This is a genomic window from Cryptosporangium japonicum, from assembly GCF_039524755.1.
Lineage (GTDB): Bacteria > Actinomycetota > Actinomycetes > Mycobacteriales > Cryptosporangiaceae > Cryptosporangium > Cryptosporangium japonicum.
The window spans coordinates 376-4722 of sequence record NZ_BAAAGX010000024.1 but is presented as its reverse complement, the minus strand read 5'-3'; the positions used below and the strand labels follow the sequence as shown (position 1 = coordinate 4722).

2 tRNA genes and 2 rRNA genes are annotated in these 4347 nt (G+C 49.6%); all 4 read left to right on the top strand.

Annotated elements, in window-relative coordinates:
• Positions 1-823 (top strand): 16S ribosomal RNA (locus ABD437_RS29670); the annotation flags it as partial.
• 59 nt (positions 824-882) lie between these two features.
• Positions 883-959 (top strand) — tRNA-Ile (locus ABD437_RS29665).
• A 55-nt stretch (positions 960-1014) separates the two neighbouring features.
• Positions 1015-1090: transfer RNA gene (locus ABD437_RS29660), tRNA-Ala, on the top strand.
• 340 nt (positions 1091-1430) lie between these two features.
• Positions 1431-4322: ribosomal RNA gene (locus tag ABD437_RS29655) — 23S ribosomal RNA — on the top strand.
• Positions 4323-4347 lie beyond the last annotated feature (25 nt).

Here is a 4347-nt window from a genome sequence, read left to right as displayed (position 1 = left end):
CGATGGCGAAGGCAGCCATCTGGCCTAATACTGACGCTGAGGTACGAAAGCATGGGGAGCAAACAGGATTAGATACCCTGGTAGTCCACGCCGTAAACGTTGTCTACTAGCCGTTGGGGCCTTTGAGGCTTTAGTGGCGCAGCTAACGCGATAAGTAGACCGCCTGGGGAGTACGGTCGCAAGACTAAAACTCAAATGAATTGACGGGGGCCCGCACAAGCGGTGGAGCATGTGGTTTAATTCGATGCAACGCGAAGAACCTTACCTGGCCTTGACATACTAGAAACTTTCCAGAGATGGATTGGTGCCTTCGGGAATCTAGATACAGGTGCTGCATGGCTGTCGTCAGCTCGTGTCGTGAGATGTTGGGTTAAGTCCCGCAACGAGCGCAACCCTTTTCCTTACTTGCCAGCATTTCGGATGGGAACTTTAAGGATACTGCCAGTGACAAACTGGAGGAAGGCGGGGACGACGTCAAGTCATCATGGCCCTTACGGCCAGGGCTACACACGTGCTACAATGGTCGGTACAAAGGGTTGCTACACAGCGATGTGATGCTAATCTCAAAAAGCCGATCGTAGTCCGGATTGGAGTCTGCAACTCGACTCCATGAAGTCGGAATCGCTAGTAATCGCGGATCAGAATGCCGCGGTGAATACGTTCCCGGGCCTTGTACACACCGCCCGTCACACCATGGGAGTTTGTTGCACCAGAAGTAGCTAGCCTAACTGCAAAGAGGGCGGTTACCACGGTGTGGCCGATGACTGGGGTGAAGTCGTAACAAGGTAGCCGTAGGGGAACCTGCGGCTGGATCACCTCCTTAACGAAAGATTGACGATTGGTAAGAATCCACAACAAGTTGTTCTTCATAGATGTATCTGAGGGTCTGTAGCTCAGTTGGTTAGAGCACACGCTTGATAAGCGTGGGGTCACAAGTTCAAGTCTTGTCAGACCCACCATGACTTTGACTGGTTGAAGTTATAGATAAAAGATACATGATTGATGATGTAAGCTGGGGACTTAGCTTAGTTGGTAGAGCGCCTGCTTTGCACGCAGGAGGTCAGGAGTTCGACTCTCCTAGTCTCCACCAGAACTTAAGATAAGTTCGGATTACAGAAATTAGTAAATAAAGATTGAGATCTTGGTTTATTAACTTCTGTGATTTCATTATCACGGTAATTAGTGTGATCTGACGAAGACACATTAACTCATTAACAGATTGGCAAAATTGAGTCTGAAATAAATTGTTCACTCAAGAGTTTAGGTTAAGCAATTAATCTAGATGAATTGAGAACTAGCAAATTAACTGAATCAAGCGTTTTGGTATGTGAATTTAGATTGAAGCTGTACGGTGCTTAAGTGCACAGTGCTCTAAACTGAAATGTTGAAGTTACTAACTTGTAGGTAACATCGACTGTTTGGGGTTGTATAGTCAAGTAATTAAGTGCATGTGGTGGATGCCTTGGCAGTCAGAGGCGATGAAAGACGTGATAGCCTGCGAAAAGCTCCGGGGAGGCGGCAAATATCCTTTGATCCGGAGATGTCTGAATGGGGGAACCCACCTACTTTAAGGTAGGTATTGCAACATGAATACATAGTGTTGCAAGGCGAACGAGGGGAAGTGAAACATCTCAGTACCCTTAGGAAAAGAAATCAATTGAGATTCCCTCAGTAGCGGCGAGCGAACGGGGATCAGCCCATTAAGTTATGTGTGTTTTAGTGGAACGCTCTGGGAAGTGCGAACGTAGAGGGTGATATTCCCGTACACGAAAGGGCACACATAATGATGACGAGTAGGGCGAGGCACGTGAAACCTTGTCTGAATATGGGGGGACCATCCTCCAAGGCTAAATACTCCTGACTGACCGATAGTGAACCAGTACCGTGAGGGAAAGGCGAAAAGAACCCCTGTGAGGGGAGTGAAATAGATCCTGAAACCGCATGCATACAAGCAGTGGGAGCACCTTCGTGGTGTGACTGCGTACCTTTTGTATAATGGGTCAGCGACTTATATTCAGTAGCAAGGTTAACCGTATAGGGGAGCCGTAGAGAAATCGAGTCTTAATAGGGCGTTTAGTTGCTGGGTATAGACCCGAAACCAGGCGATCTATCCATGAGCAGGTTGAAGGTTGGGTAACACTAACTGGAGGACCGAACCCACTGTCGTTGAAAAGCCAGGGGATGACTTGTGGATAGGGGTGAAAGGCTAATCAAGCCTGGTGATAGCTGGTTCTCCCCGAAAGCTATTTAGGTAGCGCCTCGGACGAATACCATAGGGGGTAGAGCACTGTTTCGGCTAGGGGGTCATCCCGACTTACCAAACCGATGCAAACTCCGAATACCTATGAGTACTATCCGGGAGACAGACTGCGGGTGCTAACGTCCGTAGTCAAGAGGAAAACAATCCAGACCGCCAGCTAAGGCCCCAAAATCATAGTTAAGTGGGAAACGATGTGGGAAGGCATAGACAGCTAGGAGGTTGGCTTAGAAGCAGCCACCCTTTAAAGAAAGCGTAATAGCTCACTAGTCGAGTCGGCCTGCGCGGAAGATGTAACGGGGCTAAAACTATGTGCCGAAGCTGCGGATTTGACATTAGTCAAGTGGTAGGGGAGCGTTCTGTAAGCCGATGAAGGTGTATTGAGAAGCATGCTGGAGGTATCAGAAGTGCGAATGCTGACGTGAGTAACGACAAAACGGGTGAAAAACCCGTTCGCCGAAAGACCAAGGGTTCCAGTCCAACGTTAATCGGGGCTGGGTGAGTCGACCCCTAAGGCGAGGCCGAAAGGCGTAGTCGATGGGAAAATGGTTAATATTCCATTACTTCTGTGTAATGCGATGAGAGGACGGAGAAGGCTAAATCAGCCTGGCGTTGGTTGTCCAGGTGAAAGGATGTAGGCATGTATCTTAGGCAAATCCGGGGTACTCTATGCTGAGATCTGATAGCAAGCTGTACTTGTACAGCGAAGTGGTTGATGCCATGCTTCCAGGAAAAGTCTCTAAGCTTCAGTTACACAGGAATCGTACCCTAAACCGACACAGGTGGTCAGGTAGAGAATACCAAGGCGCTTGAGAGAACTCTGCTGAAGGAACTAGGCAAAATGGTACCGTAACTTCGGGAGAAGGTACGCTGTTGTTGGTGATGGAACTCGCTTCCTGAGCTGACGACAGCCGCAGAAACCAGGCCGCTGCAACTGTTTATTAAAAACATAGCACTCTGCAAACACGAAAGTGGACGTATACGGACTGACGCCTGCCCGGTGCTGGAACGTTAANTGATGGGGTTAGCGTAAGCGAAGCTCTTGATCGAAGCCCCAGTAAACGGCGGCCGTAACTATAACGGTCCTAAGGTAGCGAAATTCCTTGTCGGGTAAGTTCCGACCTGCACGAATGGCGTAACGATGGCGGCGCTGTCTCCAGCAGAGGCTCAGTGAAATCGAAATCGCTGTGAAGATGCAGTGTACCCGCGGCTAGACGGAAAGACCCCGTGAACCTTTACTGCAGCTTGACACTGAACTTTGACCTTACTTGTGTAGGATAGGTGGGAGGCTTTGAAGCTGGAACGCTAGTTCCAGTGGAGCCGTCCTTGAAATACCACCCTGGTAATGTTGAGGTTCTAACTCTGTCCCGTGATCCGGGACGAGGACCGTGTCTGGTGGGTAGTTTGACTGGGGCGGTCTCCTCCTAAAGAGTAACGGAGGAGTACGAAGGTGCGCTCAGCGTGGTCGGAAATCACGCGTAGAGTATAAAGGCAAAAGCGCGCTTAACTGCGAGACCCACAAGTCGAGCAGGTACGAAAGTAGGTCTTAGTGATCCGGTGGTTCTGTATGGAAGGGCCATCGCTCAACGGATAAAAGGTACTCTGGGGATAACAGGCTGATACCGCCCAAGAGTTCATATCGACGGCGGTGTTTGGCACCTCGATGTCGGCTCATCTCATCCTGGGGCTGAAGCAGGTCCCAAGGGTATGGCTGTTCGCCATTTAAAGAGGTACGCGAGCTGGGTTTAGAACGTCGTGAGACAGTTCGGTCCCTATCTACCGTGGGCGCTGGAAATTTGAGAGGATCTGCTCCTAGTACGAGAGGACCAGAGTGGACGAACCTCTGGTGTACCGGTTGTGACGCCAGTCGCATCGCCGGGTAGCTATGTTCGGAAGGGATAACCGCTGAAAGCATCTAAGCGGGAAGCCTACCTCAAGATAAGATTTCCCTAGGACTTTATGTCCTCTAAAGAGCCGTTCGAGACTAGGACGTTGATAGGTTGGATGTGGAAGCATAGTGATATGTGAAGCTGACCAATACTAATTGCTCGTGAGGCTTGACTATACAACACCCAAGCAGTTGTATATGA